Annotated in this window: 18 protein-coding genes; 12 read left to right on the top strand and 6 right to left on the bottom strand. The window is 61.3% G+C overall.

All coding sequences use genetic code 11. The features are described from left to right. Window positions 1-143 precede the first annotated feature (143 nt). The gene (locus CKW40_RS22140) at window positions 144-1910 is read right to left on the bottom strand and encodes a tetratricopeptide repeat protein (RefSeq protein WP_095201977.1); all 1767 of its coding nucleotides are present in this window, start codon (window positions 1908-1910) and stop codon (window positions 144-146) included. Window positions 1911-2163: 253 nt separating this feature from the next. Then, window positions 2164-3840: a 2-isopropylmalate synthase gene (leuA, locus tag CKW40_RS22135; RefSeq protein WP_179298069.1), complete on the bottom strand. Its 1677-nt coding sequence runs from the start codon at window positions 3838-3840 to the stop codon at window positions 2164-2166. Window positions 3841-4358: 518 nt separating this feature from the next. On the opposite strand from leuA, the gene CKW40_RS22125 reads away from it, so the two are divergent. From CKW40_RS22125 to CKW40_RS22110, 4 genes are all read left to right on the top strand, one after another. Next, complete coding sequence (locus CKW40_RS22125; protein ID WP_095201974.1) at window positions 4359-5525, top strand: ATP-grasp domain-containing protein; 1167 nt, start codon at window positions 4359-4361, stop codon at window positions 5523-5525. Window positions 5526-5529: 4 nt separating this feature from the next. Then, window positions 5530-6306 (top strand): esterase family protein, encoded by a 777-nt coding sequence (locus CKW40_RS22120; protein ID WP_095201973.1) that lies wholly within the window; start codon window positions 5530-5532, stop codon window positions 6304-6306. A 152-nt stretch (window positions 6307-6458) separates the two neighbouring features. Further along, a complete protein-coding gene (gene drt5, locus CKW40_RS22115; protein WP_198421159.1) occupies window positions 6459-8042 on the top strand; it encodes an antiviral reverse transcriptase Drt5 in 1584 nt (527 codons plus the stop codon). 166 nt (window positions 8043-8208) lie between these two features. Continuing rightward, window positions 8209-8430 carry a nuclear transport factor 2 family protein gene (locus CKW40_RS22110; protein ID WP_500684301.1) on the top strand — a complete coding sequence of 74 codons (222 nt, stop codon included), beginning with the start codon at window positions 8209-8211 and terminating at the stop codon, window positions 8428-8430. A gap of 10 nt (window positions 8431-8440) precedes the next feature. Here the strand turns inward: CKW40_RS22110 and CKW40_RS22105 are convergent, their stop codons facing one another. Then, entirely contained in the window at window positions 8441-9973 is a 1533-nt protein-coding gene (locus tag CKW40_RS22105) for an MFS transporter (RefSeq protein WP_095201970.1), read from the bottom strand. A gap of 148 nt (window positions 9974-10121) precedes the next feature. On the opposite strand from CKW40_RS22105, the gene CKW40_RS22100 reads away from it, so the two are divergent. The 6 genes from CKW40_RS22100 to CKW40_RS22075 all read left to right on the top strand — a co-directional run bounded on the left by CKW40_RS22100 (window position 10122) and on the right by CKW40_RS22075 (window position 15087). Then, window positions 10122-11009 carry a LysR family transcriptional regulator gene (locus tag CKW40_RS22100; protein ID WP_095201969.1) on the top strand — a complete coding sequence of 296 codons (888 nt, stop codon included), beginning with the start codon at window positions 10122-10124 and terminating at the stop codon, window positions 11007-11009. Between the two features lie 202 nt (window positions 11010-11211). Next, window positions 11212-11625 carry a MarR family winged helix-turn-helix transcriptional regulator gene (locus CKW40_RS22095; RefSeq protein WP_244571244.1) on the top strand — a complete coding sequence of 138 codons (414 nt, stop codon included), beginning with the start codon at window positions 11212-11214 and terminating at the stop codon, window positions 11623-11625. A 54-nt stretch (window positions 11626-11679) separates the two neighbouring features. After that, complete coding sequence (locus tag CKW40_RS22090) at window positions 11680-12243, top strand: cysteine hydrolase family protein (protein ID WP_095201967.1); 564 nt, start codon at window positions 11680-11682, stop codon at window positions 12241-12243. A gap of 2 nt (window positions 12244-12245) precedes the next feature. Further along, window positions 12246-12575: a hypothetical protein gene (locus CKW40_RS22085; RefSeq protein WP_095201966.1), complete on the top strand. Its 330-nt coding sequence runs from the start codon at window positions 12246-12248 to the stop codon at window positions 12573-12575. Then, on the top strand, window positions 12572-13852 hold the full coding sequence (locus CKW40_RS22080; protein WP_095201965.1) for an MFS transporter: 1281 nt from the start codon (window positions 12572-12574) through the stop codon (window positions 13850-13852). Before CKW40_RS22085 ends, CKW40_RS22080 begins: the two co-directional genes overlap by 4 nt. A gap of 155 nt (window positions 13853-14007) precedes the next feature. Then, on the top strand, window positions 14008-15087 hold the full coding sequence (locus tag CKW40_RS22075) for a siderophore-interacting protein (RefSeq protein ID WP_095201964.1): 1080 nt from the start codon (window positions 14008-14010) through the stop codon (window positions 15085-15087). A gap of 19 nt (window positions 15088-15106) precedes the next feature. Here CKW40_RS22075 and CKW40_RS22070 read toward each other — a convergent pair whose 3' ends face one another. Both CKW40_RS22070 and CKW40_RS22065 read right to left on the bottom strand, forming a co-directional pair. Continuing rightward, window positions 15107-17215 carry a TonB-dependent siderophore receptor gene (locus CKW40_RS22070; protein ID WP_198421158.1) on the bottom strand — a complete coding sequence of 703 codons (2109 nt, stop codon included), beginning with the start codon at window positions 17213-17215 and terminating at the stop codon, window positions 15107-15109. 171 nt (window positions 17216-17386) lie between these two features. Further along, on the bottom strand, window positions 17387-18490 hold the full coding sequence (locus CKW40_RS22065) for an AbrB family transcriptional regulator (RefSeq protein ID WP_095201962.1): 1104 nt from the start codon (window positions 18488-18490) through the stop codon (window positions 17387-17389). A gap of 180 nt (window positions 18491-18670) precedes the next feature. Here CKW40_RS22065 and CKW40_RS22060 point away from each other — a divergent pair, with 180 nt between their 5' ends. Both CKW40_RS22060 and CKW40_RS22055 read left to right on the top strand, forming a co-directional pair. After that, window positions 18671-18916: a type II toxin-antitoxin system ParD family antitoxin gene (locus tag CKW40_RS22060; protein ID WP_095201961.1), complete on the top strand. Its 246-nt coding sequence runs from the start codon at window positions 18671-18673 to the stop codon at window positions 18914-18916. A 17-nt stretch (window positions 18917-18933) separates the two neighbouring features. After that, window positions 18934-19233, top strand: a complete 300-nt coding sequence (locus CKW40_RS22055) for a type II toxin-antitoxin system RelE/ParE family toxin (protein ID WP_244571243.1) — start codon at window positions 18934-18936, stop codon at window positions 19231-19233. A gap of 94 nt (window positions 19234-19327) precedes the next feature. On the opposite strand, the gene CKW40_RS22050 is transcribed toward CKW40_RS22055, so the two are convergent. After that, entirely contained in the window at window positions 19328-19636 is a 309-nt protein-coding gene (locus tag CKW40_RS22050) for a putative quinol monooxygenase (RefSeq protein ID WP_095201959.1), read from the bottom strand. Window positions 19637-19653 lie beyond the last annotated feature (17 nt).

Below are 19653 nucleotides of genomic sequence, written 5' to 3'. Positions count from 1 at the left end.
TTTCGCGATTATTCGCGGGCGCGAGCATGTAATTCAACGGGTTCGTCGGGCAAAGCCGGCAAATCAGCCCGATTGGTGCTTTGTTCTCCGCGCGCGAACACCCAACAATTCCATTGGTCCAAATGGTCGGAGACTGTCGAGCTTCAGCTGGCGTTGCCGAGGCCGGCGGCGCGCAAAGCGCCGACCAGCCGCTCGGTCAGATCGGCCGGGTATTTTCGCTCGACGAAGGTCGCACGCGGATCGGCGGCAAATTTAGGGAACTTGGTGTTCAGCTCGTCGAGCAGCGTGGCCACCAGTTGGTCCTGTCCGGCAGCCTTGGCGCCGATCAGACGCGCCGCCAGATAATGCGATTTCGTTGCCGTCGTTCGCAACGCCATGCTGGCCGCTATGGCCTTGTTCATGTCGCCCAGCATGAAATCACCGACGAACAATCCGTAGTCCCACCATGTCGAGTGACCGCTGAAGGTCTCGGCCGCATGGGCAAGGATCGGCGTTCCCTCCGCGTATCGGCCAGCGAAGATCAGCCCATAGCCGTAAGCGGCGGCCATGCCGAGATCATAGGGATTGAGTTCATAGGCCTTGCGCATCCAGCGGATCGCTTCGTCCGTGTTGCCGAGGCGCGAGCTGACATAGCCATAGGCGCGATGCGCATAAGGACTGGTCGGTCCCATCTGCACGGCGCGGTGGGCAAACTCGACGGCCTTTTCGATCGTCGCATTGGGCGGGTAGACATAGTGATCGGAAACCGCCTCGACTTGTAGAGAAGCAAGTTCCGAATAGACGAGCGAGGATTTTGCCCCGGAATTGGCCAACGTCTCGAGGCAGCGATAAGCGGCCTCATGGGTTCTGGCATTCTGGTCGAGATAATATTTGTCGTTGAGCAGCAAGCATTGGGTCAGGCCGTTTGGCGTGCCGGTCTGCTCGATGTAGTTGTAGATCGTGCCCGAGGCGGGAAGGGCCGAGCTCAGCATGTCGGCAACACGGTCTTCGACAGCAGCAGGGGCGCTGTCGGTCGGCGTGAGATTGCGTGAAAGAAGCACTCGTCCGGACGCAACGCTTTGCAGTTCGATCGTGATATCGCCCGCGCTCGGACCAGGTAGAATGTCGAATATGAAGCTGGTGGCGTCGTTGGCGGCATCGTGCCTGTTGATGGTGTCGCGACCGATGAAGTCGATCGTATCGAAGCCGCTCAGGCCGGCGCGCAGCGAGGCGGCGACGCGGCTGGCGTCAGCACCGTCTGCCTTGGTGTCAATGTAGACGAGCGGCAGGGTTTCAGCCGTCGCCGATAATGCGATGTTGCTGGTCAGGCCGGCGGTCTCGAGCGTAGCCGGCACGTCGCCGCCGGCCAGCAGCGCGCCGCTGCCCTGACGCAGGATCAGGACACCGAGCATGGCGATAACCAGCGCGATCGCCATCCAGAAGAATCCGAGATGGCGCGCCACGGAGGGCACGGGGGCTGCCGCCGGCGCCAGCAATGCAGCGGCCGCAATGGCACCGTCGGCGGGCTCGGATGGAGCCACTGCCGCTTCCGTCTGTTCCGCGGGTTTGGCTGCTTCCGGCAAGCGGATCGCGTTGAGCTCGTAGGCCGGGACGTAGCCGCCGCGTGGAATGGCAATGCGGACGGGCTCGGCGATGCCTTCATTGGCGAAATACTGCTGCAGCAATTCGCGCAGCCTGCCTGCCTGGACCCGCACCACGGCATCGGTCGACGGATCGAAATCGCCGTCCTTGCCGAAGACATCCATGGCGATGGAAAAGCCCTTGAGCCTGTCGGCTTCGCCGGCCTGCTCGCGTTCGACGAGATAACGGATCAGTTTGCGCGCGCGCTCGGACCGTCCGAACGTTTCGCTGGCAAGCAGTCGCTCCAGTGTCTCGCGCACTGCGGGGGCGGCAGGCGTGGCATGCTGCAAGTGTCGATCCTCTCGAAGTCGGCACAGGTTGAGATGCGATCATATAGGGCTCGCACCACCACACAAGTGCACACCCATTATGCGATCGCGTACCTAACCGGATAATTTTCCGGTGGTTAATGGCGCGGCCGATGTCGGCTTCAGAATGAGCACGCCGCCGCCATGTCAGCCATTCGAGGTCAAAGCCTTGTTTCGGCTTGAAAAAATGAATGGCGCGAGAGTTGTTCTGATCCCTCGCGCCAGTCGGTAAAAGCTACCGCGCCTTGCGGCCGACGATGCGGTTGGCGGCCGAAGTCACCGCTTCCAGCGAGGCGGCGACGATGTTGGTGTTGATGCCGGCGCCGAACAGCTTGCCGCCGGGATATTCCATTTCGACATAGGAAATGGCCGAGGCATTGGAGCCGCGCTGCATGGAGTGTTCGGAATAGTCGAGCACAGACATCTCGACACCGACATGGCGCGACAGCGCATCGACGAAGCCGTCGATCGGGCCGGTGCCGGTGCCGGTAATGGTCACTTCCTTGCCCTTGTCGAGGATCACCGCCTCGACCACGCGCCGGCCCTTGACCTCGGTGTCCGGATAGGTGTGGTGGTCGAGGAATTTCAGGCGCGCGCCCGGCTGGTCGACATAGGTTTCGAGGAAGCGCTCATAGATGCGCTTGGCCGGCACTTCCTTGCCTTCGGCATCGGTGATCGCCTGGATCGCCTGGCTGAACTCGATCTGCAGATTGCGCGGCAGATTAAGGCCGTAGTCGGCCTGCAGCACATAGGCGATGCCGCCCTTGCCCGACTGCGAGTTGATGCGGATGATCGCCTCGTAGCTGCGGCCGACATCGGCCGGGTCGATCGGCAGGTAGGGCACTTCCCACAGGCTGGTGTTGGCCTTCTTCAGCGCCTTCATGCCCTTGTTGATGGCGTCCTGGTGCGAGCCTGAAAAGGCGGTGTAGACGAGCTCGCCGACATAGGGGTGGCGCTCGGGGATCTTCAGCTGGTTGGAGTACTCGTAGACATCCTTCATCCGGTTGATGTCGGAGCAATCGATGCCCGGATCGACGCCTTGCGTGTACATGTTGAGCGCCAGCGTGACGATGTCGACATTGCCGGTGCGCTCGCCATTGCCGAACAGCGTGCCTTCGACGCGGTCGGCACCCGCCATCAGGCCGAGCTCGGTGGTGGCGATGCCGGTGCCGCGGTCATTGTGGGGATGCAGCGAGATGATCAGGTTTTCGCGGTTGTCGAGATTGCGGCACATCCACTCGATGCGGTCGGCATAGATGTTGGGTGTCGACATCTCGACCGTCGACGGCAGGTTGATGATGAGCTTGTTGTCCGATGTCGGCCTGACGATCTCGGTGACGGCGTTGCAGATCTCCAGCGCGACTTCGAGTTCGGTGCCGGTGAAGCTTTCCGGCGAATATTCGAAGCGATAGCCGCCGCCGGCCTTGGCCGCCATGTCGGTGATCATCTTGGCCGCGTCGGTGGCGATGCGCTTGACGCCGCCGACGTCTTTTTCGAAGACGACGCGGCGCTGCAATTCGCTGGTCGAATTGTAGAAATGCACGATCGGGTTGGTGGCGCCCTTCAGCGCCTCGAAGGTGCGGGTGATCAGTTCGGGACGGCACTGCACCAGCACCTGCAGCGACACATCGGCCGGGACGTTGCCTTCCTCGATGCACCAGCGGGCGAAGTCGAAATCGGTCTGCGAGGCCGAGGGGAAGCCGATCTCGATTTCCTTGAAGCCCATATCGAGCAGCAGGCCGAACATGCGCGCCTTGCGCTCATGGCCCATCGGGTCGATCAGCGCCTGGTTGCCGTCGCGCAGGTCGACCGAACACCAGATCGGCGCCTTGTCGATCACCTTGTTGGGCCAGGTGCGGTCAGTGAGGCCGACGGTCGGATAGGGTTGATATTTGCGGGCTGCCTCACGCATGCCCCGGGCTGACTCTGTCATGCCCCGGGCTGGTTCCACGTCCTTGCCGGTGACCCCGGCATCAGGGCGGATTTGTTCTCGTGCGTTCATCGTCTTGTTCTCCCGGCGGCCCTCGGATCCGTCCCGGACGGATTGCTGGCGAGTGGCGCCTCTACCAGATTTTCGTTCGCTTGATGTGACTGCCAATTTTGAGACTGGCTAAGGAGCATGCGCTTGCGCGGCGGTTCGACCGCCGGGCGCTCCTTCAGCGAACCCGGCGATCGCCGATAAGGCCGAGAAGAAGCAGGGTCGAGGCAAGCGCGCGCACGGTCTCGCCGGAAAAACCGGTCGGACGTGAGGCGGTGGTGGCGCGCGTGTTCATGCCGGTTCTCATACAGGAGCAGCTTGTGCGAGGCAAGCGGGGGCTGAATCTGTTGAACATTATCCCTGACGCGGAAGCTCTTCCCCGCGCGCCGCAAATGCGCCAGACTTGCGTTTCGGTGGGGCTGCGGTGCGCCGCCGCCGGGAGGGGGTTGTCCATGAATTTCGTGTTCTTCTCGCCGCATTTTCCGACCAACGGCGCCGATTTCTGCGACCGGCTGAAGAAGGCCGGCGCCACCGTGCTCGGCATTGGCGATGCGCCCTATGAGGCGCTGGACGGCAGACTGAAGGCAGCACTTTCGGAATATTACCGCGTCGCCGACATGGAGGACTACGATCCGGTGTTCCGGGCGATGGGGCATTTCATCCACAAATGGGGCCGCATCGACCGCTTCGAATCGCTCAACGAGCATTGGCTGGAGCTGGAAGCCAACATCCGCACCGACTTCAACATCTACGGCACCAAGCTCGATTTCGTGAAGAATCTGAAGCGCAAGAGCCGCATGCGCGCCTTCTTCCGCAAGAGCGGCGTCGAGACGATCGCGCAGCGCAAATGCTCCGACCGTGCCGGGGCGATGACCTTCATCCGCCGCGTCGGCTATCCCGTGGTGGTGAAGCCCGACAGCGGCTCAGGCGCTTCCAACACCTTCAAGATCTCCAACACAGCAGAGCTCGACCAGTTCTTCCGGGACAAGCCCGAGGACGTGACCTTCGTCATGGAGCAGTTCATCGAAGGGCTGGTGGTGACCTATGACGGGCTGGTCAACCGCGACGGCGAGGTGGTGCTGGCGGCCAGCCACCGCTACGACCAGAGCGTCATGGAGGTGGTCAACAAGGACCGCCACATGAGCTACACCTGCTTTCCGCATATCAGGCCAGCCGTCGAGGAGGCCGGCCGCAAGATCCTGAAAGCGTTCGACGTGCGCGAGCGCTTCTTCCACATCGAACTGTTCGAGACCAGGGACGACCGGATCATCGCGCTGGAGGTCAATATGCGGCCGCCCGGCGCCTGGATGACCGATGCCATCAACTATACGTTCGACATCGACGTCTACGCGGCATGGGCCGACATGGTGGTCAAGGACGCCGCCGGCGGGCCCTATGAGGGCAAGTATTTCACCGCCTATGCCAGCCGCAAGCGGCACCTCCACTATTTGCACAGCCATGAGGACGTGCTAGCGGCGCACCGCGACAAGATCGTGCACCATCAGCCAATAGAAGAGGTTTTCAGCCGCGCCATGGGAAATTACGCCTACCAGATGCGCTCGAAGGATCAGGCGGCGTTGCGCGAGGCGGTCGCCTATATCCACGCGGAAAAGGCCTGAGGCCATGGACATCTCCTATCACAAGCATTTCTCCGGCAAGCTCGGCCGTGACATGGAATACAAGCGCTACGGCCATGCCGGCCGGCCGGTCGTGGTGTTCCCGACCTCGCAGGGCCGGTTCTACCAGTTCGAGGATTCCGGTGGCGTCGGCGCCCTGGCCGAGTTCATCGACACTGGCCGTATCCAGCTGTTCACAGTCGACGGTATCGATTCGGAATCCTTCTTCGACAAGCACGCCGATGCCGCGCATCGCATCGCCCGGCACGAAGCCTATTTCCGCTATGTGCGCGATGAGGCGCTGCCGGAAATTGTGTCCACCGCCTCGGCCGCCAATGGCGGGCGCAAGCTGAAGCCGCTGTTCTCAGGCTGTTCGATGGGCGGCTACCATTCCTCGAACTTCGTCTTCCGCTTTCCGGAACTCGCCTGCGGCGTCATCTCACTGTCGGGGGTCTATTCGGCCCGTGACTTCTTCGGCAAGGCGCTGGAGGGCGACATCTTCTACAATTCGCCGCTCGACTATCTGCCCGGCATTGTCGACCCGAAGCTGCTGGCCCGGCTCAAAGCGCTGAGGCTGATCTTCTGCTGCGGGCAGGGCGCCTGGGAAGAGCGCATGCTGGTCGAGACGCGCCAGCTGGAACAGATCCTGCGCGACAAATCCATTCCGGCCTGGGTCGATTATTGGGGCGGCGACGTCAGCCATGACTGGCCGTGGTGGCACAAGCAGCTGGTCTATTTCTTCGGTCGCTGGCTGGATGATGATCTTATGCATCGATTGGACTAAGAGTTCCAGTTTCCGATTTCGGAATTTTCAGTAAGCTTCAGCGATCAAAAACGCTGAGTGAAAATCCTCATTGTCAAGCCACCAACAACATTTGCCGATAGACAAATCGGTGTACATGCATTTGATTAGGCTTGGCGACGGGAGAATGAAATTTGGGTACGAAGCCAAAAAAGGCCAGTAAGTCTACAAAAACCAAGAAGCCAGCGAAAGCGACTGCTTCTGGAAAGCTCGCTAAGCGAGCACTGCCGCCGCCTGTCATTATAGACAGTACCCTCGCATTTTTTCTAGACGATTATAGCCGAACCCTTTTCCCGATGAGGACGAATCGCGAGCTGATTGTAAGGGGCGAAAAGGAGATTAAGGAATACATAAATAAATGTTTGGACGAATCTGAAAAGGCATACTCGTTCCTGTCGCAAAAACGCGTATACGCGGCGAAGCCAAATTCATATCTTCGGAGAACAATTAAGCTGGATCCAGTTGCCGAATACTACTTATATGATGTGGTATTTCGGAATCGCTCTCTTTTTAGAAAACCTCATACTGCGGGCCGTACCCACTATGGCTATCGCTTTGAAGGAGGCGTGCCAATAGCGCCAACGGAAGCTTACAAAGCTTTTAAGAGTGCTCTTGCTGAGTACAGCTCCAAATATTCTCACTCGATGGGCTTTGATGTGGCTTCGTATTTCAACGGGGTATATCATCACGACTTGGTCAGCTGGTTCTCGGAGCTTGGGGCAAGTTTGGATGATGCAAATGGTCTCGGGAAACTCCTTCGTCAGATAAACTCTGGAAGATCTATAGATTGCCTTCCTCAAGGAATCTATCCTACAAAGATGATTGGCAATGATTTTCTTAGATTTATTGACAATTATTATGAAATTTCGTCAGAAAAATTTGTTAGATTTATGGACGACATGTACCTTTTCTCAGACGAAAAGAAAGATATTTCCGATGATTTTCAGATCATTCAACGACTTTTAGGTGATAAAGGACTGTCGGTTAACCCGCAGAAGACGAGTAACGACTCTGCCGGTCATATAGATATGGAAAACAAAATCGATTCCGTGAAGAAAAGCTTGCTGAAAAGGAGGCGAATTCTCATTCATAATGATTATAACGACGATGAGCCCCCTAGCGAGTTTCATTTTAAGAAACCTCTTTCGGAAGATGAACTTAAATATATAAATGAAATACTTGACAAACCAAATATCGAAGAAGATGATGCGGAACTAATTCTAACTATTATGCGAGACAACGCTCACCGTGTTGAGAGAAGACTGCCAGAAATTATAATGTCCTATCCAAACTTGGCAAAAACTGTTTACGGGTTTTGCGCGGGCGTTAAGGACAAGGAGCTTATTGCCGACATAATCCTTGGCGTATTGAGAGGACCTGGCCGGCTTACTGAATTCCAGCTTTTTTGGTTTGGCTCGATCCTTGAGGAATATCTGATGGACACGTCCAAAGTAGGCTCTTTGATTTCTGCACTGTTTAATCATCGGTCTACCACCTCCATCACGAAGGCAAAAGTTCTTGAGATCGACGATGCCAGATTTGGTCTCCCGGAGCTTAGAAACGAGTTTTTGATAAGCGGTCAATCAGACTGGCTCGCTTGGTCATCAGCTGTAGGCTCGAGTTCACTAACGCCGGCTACGAGAAATCATCGACTAAAATACTTTGGAAATTCGTCCCAGATCAATCATTTGATCGCTAATATCATGCTGAAGGTATAGAGATTTTTGAGACCGCAGCGCGCATGAAACTTGCGTTGTCGCATTGCGAGTGCGCGTCGGTGGGAGGCGCAGAAATTACTCGCCCTACCCAATCCATCGGTTCGTCGAAGCCACCAACGCCACCAATACAGAGGCGGTTCTCGCTACCTTTGCCGACGACGCGTTCTTGAGCGACTGGGGACGGTCGTTCCAGGGCCGCGCTGAGATCGCGCGCTGGAACCAGTCGGACAATATCGGCGCGAAGTCGCATCTGAGCATCGTCAGCATCGCGCCGGTGCAAGGCACTTATCGCGTTCGCATCGCCGTCAAAGGCAAGGGCTTCAACGGCGAGGGCGACATGACCTTCACGCTGGATGGCGACCGAATAGCGAGCCTCGTCATCACCTGACAACCGTAGCCTATCCTTCCTGGCATACCGGCACAGGCACGGTCTCGTGTTCCGCCGCTGATCCGCGACGCAGGCCGAGGAAGACGACAAGGGCGGTGATGACGGTGATTGCCGCCAGCACGATCAGCAGCCTGTCGAACGCCGTCTCGTAGGCCTGGACCAGGAAGGCGGGGTTGACCGTCGGCAGATGCCGCGCCGTGTCTCCGACATTGCCGGTCACCAGCAGCTGCGCCGCGGCGGCAGCATCCCTGGAAGACGCTCCTTGAGCGGCGAGTTGTACCGCGGTGAAACCCGACAGGATCGCCATGACGATCGCCACCGCCACGCCCTCGCAGGCGACACGCGTGGTGTTGAAGATGCCGACCGCCATGCCGGCACGCTCCCGCGGCACGACGCTGACGGCGAGCCCGTCCATCAGCCCCCAGGGCAAAGCGATGCCGATACCGATCAGCACCAGCGGCGCCACCAGCTCGATGGCGACCGGTGGTGTCAGGCTCAGCCAGACGAGGCCGGCGGCGGCGATGAGCAGGCCCGCGCCGCAGATCGTGGCCGGCGCGACCCAGCGCGCCAGCTGGCCGGCCAGCAAGGGCAGGATCAGCAGCGGTCCCGAGAGGCAGATCATCAACTGCCCGGCTTTGATCTCGCTCATCCCTTCGATGCCGATGAAGCGGATCGGCAACAGCACCAGCAGGACGACGAAGCCATAGGCTGGCGCCGCCGCCAGGAACTGGCCGCCGACGAAGCGGGGAAAGCGAAACAGCGTGAGATCGAGCATCGGCCGGCGCACGCGCCGCTCGACAATAACGAAAGCGGCAAAGAAGAGGACCGCCGCCGCGAGCAAAACGATGACGAGGGGATCAGCCCAACCGTTCTGCGGCGCCTGCAAGACACCATAGGTGAGCGAAGCCAGCGCGATCGTGAAAGTGCCGGCGCCCGCCCAGTCGAGACCGGTCGCGTCCGGGTCGCGCGATTCCTTGATGGTGCGCAGGCCCAGCACTGCCGAGGCGATCGCCAGCGCTGCCACGAGGACAAAGATCGAGCGCCAGCCGAATGCGGAGATGAGCAGGCCCGAGGCGATCGGACCGAAGGCGAGGCCGATGCCGAAACTGGTGCCGAGGAAGGAGAAGGCGCGCAGTCGCGGCGGTCCCTCGAATTCCTGGGCAAGTGCCGAGGCGCCGCCGGCGAAGGCCAAGGCGCTGCCGATTCCTTGCGCGGCCCTGAACATGTCGAACCAGACGATGCCCGGCGCCAGCATGGCGCCGAGCGACGCCATGACATAGAGGCAGAGGCCGGCGAGGAAGAGCCGTTTGCGGCCCAAATTGTCGGCGAGCGCTCCAGCCGCCATCAGGCTGGCGCCGAAGGTCAGCATGAAGGCGTTCGTCACCCAATTGAGCGCGATCGGGCTGCCGCCGAGATCAGCCGCGATGCGGGAGAGTGCGACGGCCGGGCCGGTGAAGGTCAAGGGCATGGTCATCGCGGCAAGGCATACCGACAAGAGCACGAGCCATCGCTCGGCCGGGCCGGTTGGGGTCTTCGAGGTCATGGATTTTCCTATCTGAAGCAGCATCCGCCGGCATGCCGCGTGGGTCGTGGCGCCGGTCGTAACGACAAGATAGGTCGACGGCCTTTCAGGAAAAATGGTATTATATCTCCTGATATACCGGACTGAAACGCTCGAATGGAAGAATGCAATGGATCGTCTCAGCGGCCTCATGGCCTTCGCCCGCACCGCCGAACTCGGCAGTTTCATCGCCGCCGGCCGGGCGCTCGGCATTTCGGCGTCCGCCGTCGGCAAGAGCGTCGCCAGGCTCGAACAAGAGCTCGGCGTGCGGCTCCTGCAGCGCAGCACGCGGCGGGTCGGCCTGACGGAAGAGGGCAGGCTGTTCAACGAGCGTGTGCGCCGCATCCTCGACGACATCGACGATGCCGAGGCGATGCTGTCGCGCACGCGGGAGACGCCGCATGGGCGGCTGCGCGTCTCGACCCCGATCGTCACCTATCATCTGCTTTTGCCGGTGCTGTCGGAGTTCATGGCCCGCTACCCCAAGATCGAACTCGACATCGATTTCAACGACCGCATCGTCGACATCATCGACGAAGGCATCGACGTCGCGATCCGCAGTGGTGCGCTGCCCGATTCACGATTGGTGTCGAGACCCGTTGCGCCGTTTCGCATGCTTCTGTGCGCGGCGCCCTCCTATCTCGAGCGCCATGGCACACCTGGCGAGCCGGCGGATCTCATCAGGCATTTCGGCATCAACTTCCGCTTTCTCAACAGCGGCAGGCTGCTCGAGTGGCCATTCATCACCGGAAGCGCCGAACCGCAGATCCGCTCGATGCTGACCTGCAACAACATGGAAGCCCTGAAGGGCGCCACGCTCGCCGGACTCGGTATCGCCTGCATGCCCGATTTCCTGGTCCGCGAGGCGCTGCACGACGGCAGGCTGCGCACCGTACTGGACGAGCATATCGACGGCCGCGGCCAGTTCCGGATGCTGTGGCCCTCCAATCGCCATTTGTCGCCGAAGGTGCGCGTCTTCGTCGATTTCCTTCCCGAACGGCTTGCGGCGCCGCGATAGGCTGGGCAGGGACACAGCCTTTGGCCAGCCAGACGGCACGGTCTTCGGCCGGCCTGGGGTCACGGCCTTCGGCCGACCTGGGGTCACGGCCTTGTGATGCTCAGATATGAAGGTAAACTTTGAAGTTTACCTTCATATCTGTTACGAGGCAGCCATGAAAGATCAAGTGTCTCCGCAAAACGACCCGGAAACTGTGCGTGCAATGGCTTTGGCGGCCGAGCTTCGGTTTGTCGCCGGCAGGCTGATCCGGCGCCTGCGTGAACAGGCCGGTGACGGCGATCTGACCTCGTCGCAGAAGTCAGTGGTGCTGCATCTGGACCGAGAGGGTCCGGCGACGGTCACGACACTGGCGCGCGCCCAGGACATGCGTCCGCAATCGATGGGCGCCATTGTCTCGGCCCTGCAACTGGCTGGTCTGGTGGAAGGTGCTCCGGATCCGGCCGACGGCCGGCAGACCCTCCTGTCGCTCACGCCGGCCTGCCGGGACATGATCGCGACGGGACGGGCGGCAAGGCAGGACTGGCTGTTCCGCGCCATCCAGTCGAAGCTTGACCGCGAGGAGCAGGAACAACTCGCAGGCGCTGTCGAATTGCTGAGACGGCTCGCCGACTTCTGACCAATCGTCCGGCGTCGACGCGCCGCTGTTCCAACCACTGGAAGGAAAACACGGATGGCAGTCACTACGCTTGACCAGAAAACGGCACTCATCATCATCGACCTGCAGAAGGGCATCGTCTCCTTGCCCTCAGTCCATCCGATGGCTGAGGTCCTGCAGCAGGCCAGCACGCTCGCCGATGCGTTCCGCCGCCACGGCTTGCCGGTCGTGCTCGTCAACGTCGTCGGCGCGCCTTCAGGCCGGACGGATCAGGCGCCTCGCATGCGGGAATTTCCCGCCGGCTGGGCTGATCTTGTCCCCGAATTGCAGCAGCAGCCGGCGGACCACATCGTGACCAAGCGCACGGTCGACGCCTTCGTCAACACCGATCTCGAAGCCTGGCTGAAGGGCGACGGAGTCACCCAGGTGGTGATCGCCGGCGTCTCCACCAGCATGGGCGTCGAAGCGACAGCCCGCCATGCCCGCGATCTCGGGTTCAACGTCACGCTGGCCGTCGACGCCATGACCGACGGCAATCCCGATGCCCACGCCAACAGCGTCGATCGTATTTTCCCGAAACTGGGCGAAAGCGGCACGGCGCGGGACATCCTCGATCTCTTGGCAAAAGGGAGTGCCTGAGAATGCAATGGATCGACTGTGTGTCCTATTTCTTCGGTGGCGCCGTGCTGACCAATGCCGTGCCGCATTTCGTCAGTGGCGTGATGGGGCGGCCTTTTCAAAGCCCCTTCGCCAAGCCGCGCGGCCAGGGGCATTCCTCCTCGACCGTGAATGTGTTGTGGGGGTTCCTGAACCTGGCGATCGGTTATCTCCTGGTGATCCGTGTCGGAGATTTCGACCTGCGATCTACGGCCGATATCGTCGCACTGGGGCTGGGCACGCTCCTCATGGGCGTGGTGATGGCACGCATGTTCGGACGCTTCAACGGCGGCAATTCCCCGGCCGACGGATGAGCGGTCCGGCAAAAGGCACGTTCCGTTCGCTGGCCAATTTCAACTACCGGATCTGGGCCGGCGGCGCGATCGTGTCCAATGTGGGAACATGGATGCAGCGCACTGCGCAAGACTGGCTGGTGCTGACGCAACTGACCCACAACAACGCGACCGCCATGGGCGTGGTGATGGCGCTGCAGTTCGCGCCGCAAATCCTTTTGCTCCCATGGACCGGCTTTGCCGCCGATCATCTCGACCGGCGCAAGCTGCTGCTCGCCACGCAAGCCGCCATGGGCCTGCTTGCGCTTGGCCTTGGGCTGCTCACCGTCGCCGGGTTGGTGCAGTTGTGGCATGTCTATGTGTTCGCCTTCCTGCTTGGCTGTACGACGGCGTTCGACGCGCCGGCGCGCCAGACATTCGTCTCGGATCTGGTCGGCGAGACAGACCTGTCGAACGCCGTGGCGCTCAACTCCACCTCGTTCAATGTCGCGCGGATGATCGGGCCTGCCGTCGCCGGCGCCCTTATCGCTTCCATCGCCTCCGGCTGGGTTTTTCTGACCAACGCGGCGTCGTTTGCCGCCGTCCTTGCCTCGCTCGGCCTGTTGCGTCTCAGTGAGCTTCACCTGAAGGACAAGGTGCAGCGGAGCTCCGGCGGCCTTGCCCAGGGCTTTGCCTATGTGTGGAAGCGCCCTGACCTCAAAGCCATCCTTCTGATGCTTTTGCTGATCGGCACATTCGGGCTCAACTTCCCGATCTTCATCTCGACAATGTCCGTCTCCGTATTTCACGCCGGCGCCAGCCAGTACGGTCTGTTGACGTCGACCATGGCGATCGGATCGGTCAGCGGCGCGCTGCTGGCTGCCCGGCGCGAGCAGCCACGACTGGCGTTTCTTCTGGCTGGCGCCGCGATTTTCGGCTTTGGCTTCAGCCTGGCCGCGATCATGCCCAGCTACTGGCTGTTTGGCGTCGCGCTCGTCGCCATCGGCGTCTCCGCGCAGACGATGACCACCTCGACGATCGGCCTGGTGCAGCTCTCGACCGACCCTGCCATGCGCGGGCGGGTGATGGCGATCCTGTTGGCCACAACGCTGGGCGGCACCGCTCTCGGCGCGCCCGTGGTCGGCTGGGTGGCCGATGATGTCGGTCCGCGCTGGGCGCTTGGCGTGGCCGCTGTCGCCGGCTTCGCGGCAGTTATCGTCGGGGTTCGCTATCTCGTGACGTATCGCCACCTACGCGTGCGGATCGAGGCCGGACGTCTGCGCTTCGACCTCGACAACGGTAAAGCCGAGCCGACATAGCTGAACGAGCCTTTCCCCGGCGCTCCGATAAAAATATGATTACTTAAGTCAAGTTTCCTGTGGAAACCCCGGCGACGCTGTGGCATGGCCGATGATGGCGACGAGGCCCGATCTTTCGGCGGCTTCGTTTGAACCGCTATTGAAGGATTTCGGCGATGGACCAGTTGAGCGCGCAAACCCGCATCAGCGATGAGGCGATCAGGTCGGCGATCGAGCGTCTGCGCGCCGAGCACGGCGAATTCGAGATCGAAACCGGCGCTGCCGATCGATGGGAGCTTCGCCTGTATTACGGGTCGTTGAGCGCCACGCTTGAAGGCGATGCCATGCTGATCCGCGTCGCGGCGATCGACGAGACCTGCCTGTCCTATATGAAGATGACGGTTGCCGGCCATGTCGCCCAGCATCTCGGCACGGCCAGTGGATTGCGTTGGCAAGGCGACGGTCGCGATGCCGGCACGCCGGTCTTCTTCCGCGAGATCACGGTGATGTCGTCGACGCGGATTTCGCCGCACATGCACCGCCTGCGCTTCGCCGGCACGGACCTCGGCCGCTTCACCCATGGCGGCCTGCATATGCGGCTGCTGTTGCCACCGCGTGGCCGGCAGCCGGTCTGGCCCTTGGTAGGCCCTGATGGCCTGCTGGTCTGGCCCGCTGGCGAGGATGCGCTCACGGTGCGGGTCTACACGATCCGGGCGATCGATGCGGCAAGCGGCTGGCTCGATGTCGATTTCGTGCTGCACCCCGGCCAGGACACGCCGGCGGCCGCCTTTGTGCAGAACGCCCAGGCGGGAGACATAATCGGCATGATCGGACCCGGCGGCGGCGAAGCGCCGGAGGGACGGACCCTGCTTCTCGTCGGCGATGACACCGCGCTGCCGGCCATCGGCAGGATCCTCGAGCACCTGCCGCCGTCAACGCCGGCCGAAGCGCTCATCGAGGTCGATGGTCCGGATGACCGGATCACGCTGCCGCAACGCGAGACCATCGCCATCACCTGGCTCTACCGGCATGGCCGTGAGGCCGGCACCGCCGGCATGCTGCCAGCCGCCTTGCGGGAGCGCAGCCACGCGGCACTTGCCGACGGCCTCTTCGTCTGGGCCGGATGCGAATTCGCCGACTTCCGCGAGATCCGTAAGATCGTGCGCAAGGAGTGGGCCTTGCCACGCGACAGGCATCTGGTCACCGCCTATTGGCGGCGCGGCGCGCAGGGCGAGAATGGGGGCGACGAAGACTAATCCGCCGCCCGGCAACGCCTCAGAAGCGGTAGCGCAGGCTGGCGAACAGCGAGCGGCCTTCGTCGCGGTAGCAGTAGCCGGCCGAGCAGATGGTTTTCTGGTTGTCGAACAGGTTCTTGGCATTGACCTGCAGCTTGACGCCTTCGAGCTTCGGATTGCGATAGCCGAAATCATAGGACAGCGAAGCATCGACGAAGGCGCGCGCGCTGTTCTTGAAGGTGTTGGTGTCGTCGCCATAGCTCGAGCCGGCGAAGCGCACACCCGTGCCCAGCCCCAGTCCTTCCAGCGTGCCGTTTTCGAACTGATAGTGACCCCATAGCGACAATATGTGGTTGGGCGTCGCCGACAATTCCTTGCCATAGGTTCCTTCGGCACCGCGCTCGATCTTCACCCGCAGATAGGTGTAGGAGGCGATGAAACTGAAGCCATTGTCGAGCGAGGCATTGGCTTCCAGTTCGAGACCGCGCGAATTGAGGTCGAGCTGGCGCTGCTTGTTGATGCCGGTCGAGGCGTCGAAGACGACGCCGTCCTTCTGGTCGATGTCGAACAGCGCGGCGCTGATGGTCGCATTGTGATCGGGGATTTCGTATTTGACGCCGATCTCCTTTTGCGTGGCGATGGTCGGGCGGGCGACGCGGCCGACATTGTTGGTGACGTCGTCATAGACGAAGCCGATGTTGGGCGAGAACGAGGTCGAGTAATTGACGTAGGGGATGACGCCCCATTCGGTCCGGTAGGACAGGCCGAGCCGGCCGGAAAAGGCCCTATCCTTCTGCCTGGACTGGCTGAAGTCGGCGGCGGTGGAGGTCGTGTCGACCCAGTCGTAGCGGCCGCTGGTGAACAGGGTGAAATCGTTCCACTCCATCTGGTCGTGCAGATAGGCGCCGAGCTGGTTCATCTCTTGCCCGCCGGAGTGGGGGACCGGCATCGCCTTGATGTCCTCCACGCTGTAGGCCGTAGCGCTGGCGGCATCATAGTCCGACCAGGCATAGTCGACGCCGCCCACCATGGTGTGCTTTACCGGGCCGGTGTCGAATTCGAGTTGCGCCATGTTGTCGACGACGAAGTTCTTCATCGTCTCGGTGTAGTGGCCCCAGTAGCGCTGCAGCGGCTGGCCGGCGCCGATCGAATAATGGCCGCTGTATTCGATGTCGCTGTCGACGGCGTTGTAGCGCAGGTTCTGGCGCACTGTCAGCACATCGTTGAAACGATGCTCGAACTCGTAGCCGATACGGCCCTGGCTCTGCTCGAAATCGTTCCACGCCGGATCACCCTCATAGACGTTGGACAGCACCCCATAGCCCGAATTGTAGAAGGCGGCGGTGCCGCCGGTGACGGATTTCGAATATTCGCCAAGGATAGTGAGTTTGGTGTCCTCGTCCGGCTTGAAGGTGACGGCCGGTGCCAGATAGAGCTTGTCGTCGGAATAGCCAGGCAGATCGGTCTCGCTCAAGCGGCCAAGGCTGGTGAAGCGATAGAGGATGCTGCCGTCGGCGTTCACCGGTCCGGAAGCGTCGAGTGCGGCCTGAAACCGATTGTGTTCGCCGGCTAACAGTTCGATCTCGTGATACGGCTCGTCCTTGGGGCGCTTGGTGACGACATTGACGATGCCGCCGGGGCCGCTGACGCCGTAGAGCGAAGATGCCGGGCCCTTCAGGATGGTGACGCCCTCGATACCGTAGGGCTCGGTCTTGAACCAGGCCGAGGGGCCGTTGTACTGGCGCAACCCGTCGCGGAACATGCCGTTGTAGTAGGCCGGGAAGCCGCGCAGGAAGAAGGCGTCATACCGGGTGTCGAAGCCGAAACTGTTAGGATTGGCGCTGGCCGTGTAGCCGAGCGATTCGTTGAGCGTGCGTGGCTTCTGGTCCTCAAGCTGCTTCTGCGTCACCACCGAAATGGCCTGTGGGATTTTGGCGATCGGCGTGTCTGTCTTGGTGCCGATGCGGTCCTTCCTGGCGAGATAGCCATTCTGCTTCAGGATCTCGTTGCTCTGCGCGGTCACCTCGATCTTGCCGAGGACAGGGGCCGCTTCAGCATCCTGCGCATAGACCGCGCCGGGCTGGCAAAGCATCGCCGCGCCGCCCAGCAAGGATAGTCCCGGGCGTCCTATCGTCGGCCGTGTTCGCATCAACTCGTCTCCACTGTCTCATGCAGGATTGCGCATCCGCGCTCTCAAATATGAGTATGTGAGTCAAGTATTTTTTGCGACCAGTGCCCATGCAATCGAGGGATGTCGCAGGGCGGCAACTCTGGTCGGGATCCGGCCGGTCAAATTATGCGATTGGAGGAGCGGTTTTGCCTATTCCCGGATGCTTCTGGCCACCAGCCGAGCGACGCTCGGGCCGACGAGCAGCACGATCAGGAAGCGCGCCGATTGCAGCGCCATGACGAAGGAAATGTCGACGTTCTGCGCCGCGGCGGCAATGATGGCCACACTGTCCATACCGCCGGGGCTGGTCGCCAGATAGGCGGTCAGTGGATCGATACCGAGGAGATGGCTGATCAGGAAGGCGAGCCCGCCGCAAAAGGCGATCAGCGCCACGATCGAGGCGATGATCTGCGGCAGCGCGCGCGTCGCATGGCGCAGGATCGGCCTGGTGAAGTTCAGCCCGATCGACCAGCCGACCATGGCGTAGCTGACCGCCAGCAGCCAGGGCGGCAGCTGCATCTCGACGCTGAGGCCGAGATGGACGACGGCACCGAAGATGAAGGTGCCGAGGAAGAAGGGCGAGGGCAGCCGGCACAGCTTTCCCGCCAGGCCGCCTATGACTGCGATGCCGATGGTGGCGGCGAAGGCTTGGACACCGATCGGCGGAAACCAGATGATGGGCGGGACTTCGATGCCTGATGTGTCGACCCACAGCTTGGCGACGACGGCCGCCGTCATCGAAACGAAGATGACGCGCAGATACTGCATGAAGGCGACGAGCCGCTGGTCGGCACCGAAAGCGCCGGCCATCAGCACCATGGCGGTGGCAGCTCCAGGTGAGGAACCCCAGACGGCGGTGGTGCCGGGCAGGATGCGCCAGCGGCTGATCAGCCAGCCGAGCAGGCTGGAGGCCGCGACTGTGGCAATCACCACGCCGAGGAACAGCGGCCATTCCTGGTAGAAGACAGGAAAGATGTCGGCCGAGATCGACGCGGCGACGAGGCAGCCGACAATGGCCTGGGCGGAGCCGAACAGCAGGCGCGGCACCCGCACCGTGGCGCCATTGGTGCCGGCGACGATCGCCGCCAGCATCGGCCCGATCAGCAGCGCCGCCGGCAGAGCGGCGAGTTCGAGCGCGCCGGCAAACAGGGCCGAGATGGTGAGCAGGACCAGCCATTGCCAAGGCTTGCCCATCCGCGCCATGCGCTCGGTGGCGGGCGTATCCGGAATTGGATGCTCGGGCGAAGTCTCCATATTTTGGTCTTAGACCCAGCCGCGAAAAATACGAACCCTTGCGGCGAAAATGGGCACGATTTCTCTCAGTCGGCGACGCTGGCTTGGAGTCTACGTCGGTAAGGGCATTTTCATGCCGATGTCAGTAATTGCGCAAATTTTGTTATTCGCGTATAATGAAAGGGACAAGGAGGTACAGCTATGAACGTATCATTGGGAGATCGTTGGGAAAATTTTGTCTCCGACATCGTCAAGCTTGGCCGCTACGGCTCGGCCAGTGAAGTCGTGCGCGAGGGGCTGCGCCTGGTCGAAGAACGCGAGGAAAAGCTGAAGGCTTTACGCGCTATGCTTGACAAATCGTTTGCTGAGGGTGGCGAAGCCACTGAGCAGGACATTGATGCATCCTTAGACGCCAAGGCCGCACAGCTCGCAAAGGAAGGCCTCTAGGGGTGCCACGCCTTCGCATGCTCCCTTCAGCCCAGGCAGACTTGGTCGGTCTTCTTGAGCATATCGCCCGAGAAAGCGGCAACCTCGAAATCGCGAGACGGTTTGTAGAGGTCTTGCGTCAAAAATGTCGCGACCTCGCGACATTGCCAGCCATTATCGGGCGTGCGCGACACGAACTCAGACCTGACGTGAGAAGCTACGCATTTCGCGGATATGTGATCTTCTTCCGTTACCGGGACGATTTTTTCGAAGTCGCCAACATAATCGAGGGGCATCGCGATATTGATGCTCTGTTTTCTGAAGCAGAGGGCGACTGAGGAGTCTTCCAATGCGGCTTCCTCAGTACGGTGCCGACGCGCGCTAACGCCCGGCTATGGGCCGCATTCGAGAATGCGCTTGCTCTGTTGAGGATCAGCCCGTCTTGCCGTCAGGCAACCCGAAGCCGCCGACGGGGTGGGTCTCCACCTGGAACTCGAAGCCGGCGATGAAAGGGCGCGCCTTGGCGATGGCTGCCTGGACTTCCGGAAGCTGCAGCGAGGCCTTGTGGCTTTCGGCGTCGGTCCACACTTCGGTCACCCAGATCGCGTCGGCATCGGCCGGGTCGGTGGCGACGATATAGCTCAAGCAGCCGGGCAAGGCGCCGGTGCTGGCGCGCAGCACGTCCATGACCGCGTCGCGCTGGCCGCGCGACGCCCGCATCTTGCCGATCAGTCCGTACATTCAGTTGTCTCCCCTTC

The organism is Mesorhizobium carmichaelinearum, from assembly GCF_900199455.1.
GTDB lineage: Bacteria > Pseudomonadota > Alphaproteobacteria > Rhizobiales > Rhizobiaceae > Mesorhizobium > Mesorhizobium carmichaelinearum.
The sequence above is the reverse complement of the archived record's forward strand: the minus strand, read 5'-3'. Positions and strand labels throughout refer to the sequence as shown.